The following is a 1532-nucleotide window of genomic DNA, read 5'->3' as shown; positions in this document are numbered from 1 at the left end:
ATATTGAAAACTCCGGTGGATAGAGATGGGCACGCGCAAGATTAGATAGTTGGTGAGGTAACGGCTCACCAAGTCAGTGATCTTTAGGGGGCCTGAGAGGGTGATCCCCCACACTGGTACTGAGACACGGACCAGACTCCTACGGGAGGCAGCAGTGAGGAATATTGGACAATGGGTGAGAGCCTGATCCAGCCATCCCGCGTGAAGGACGACGGCCCTATGGGTTGTAAACTTCTTTTGTATAGGGATAAACCTTTCCACGTGTGGAAAGCTGAAGGTACTATACGAATAAGCACCGGCTAACTCCGTGCCAGCAGCCGCGGTAATACGGAGGGTGCAAGCGTTATCCGGATTTATTGGGTTTAAAGGGTCCGTAGGCGGGCTCGTAAGTCAGTGGTGAAATCTCATAGCTTAACTATGAAACTGCCATTGATACTGCGAGCCTTGAGTAAGGTAGAGGTAGCTGGAATAAGTAGTGTAGCGGTGAAATGCATAGATATTACTTAGAACACCAATTGCGAAGGCAGGTTACCATGTCTTAACTGACGCTGATGGACGAAAGCGTGGGGAGCGAACAGGATTAGATACCCTGGTAGTCCACGCCGTAAACGATGCTAACTCGTTTTTGGGTCTTCGGATTCAGAGACTAAGCGAAAGTGATAAGTTAGCCACCTGGGGAGTACGTTCGCAAGAATGAAACTCAAAGGAATTGACGGGGGCCCGCACAAGCGGTGGATTATGTGGTTTAATTCGATGATACGCGAGGAACCTTACCAAGGCTTAAATGGGAATTGACAGGTTTAGAAATAGACTTTTCTTCGGACAATTTTCAAGGTGCTGCATGGTTGTCGTCAGCTCGTGCCGTGAGGTGTTAGGTTAAGTCCTGCAACGAGCGCAACCCCTGTCACTAGTTGCTAGCATTAAGTTGAGGACTCTAGTGAGACTGCCTACGCAAGTAGAGAGGAAGGTGGGGATGACGTCAAATCATCACGGCCCTTACGCCTTGGGCCACACACGTAATACAATGGCCGGTACAGAGGGCAGCTACACAGCGATGTGATGCAAATCTCGAAAGCCGGTCTCAGTTCGGATTGGAGTCTGCAACTCGACTCTATGAAGCTGGAATCGCTAGTAATCGCGCATCAGCCATGGCGCGGTGAATACGTTCCCGGGCCTTGTACACACCGCCCGTCAAGCCATGGAAGTCTGGGGTACCTGAAGTCGGTGACCGTAACAGGAGCTGCCTAGGGTAAAACAGGTAACTAGGGCTAAGTCGTAACAAGGTAGCCGTACCGGAAGGTGCGGCTGGAACATCTCATTTTAGAGCGTCTTTAGACGTTAAACAAAATTAAGGTACTTAAGTGTACCATGTACTTACTTAAAGAACGTTTTAGTTTTTTACTCGGTTGCTTATATAATATACAAGATAAATGATAAAGCATAAACGATACAAAATAGAGTCATCTATTAGTATCAGTTATCAACCATCATTTATCAAATATAAAACAAAACCCACTAGAAATTAGTATCAG

The 1532-nt window shown here is 47.3% G+C and carries 1 rRNA gene; it reads left to right on the top strand.

Annotated features, from left to right (window positions below):
- Nucleotides 1–1321 (top strand): 16S ribosomal RNA (locus BT156_RS21725); the annotation flags it as partial.
- Nucleotides 1322–1532 lie beyond the last annotated feature (211 nt).

The organism is Chryseobacterium limigenitum (assembly GCF_900114875.1).
Classification (GTDB): domain Bacteria; phylum Bacteroidota; class Bacteroidia; order Flavobacteriales; family Weeksellaceae; genus Chryseobacterium; species Chryseobacterium limigenitum.
This window is presented reverse-complemented; position numbering and strand designations above follow the sequence as displayed.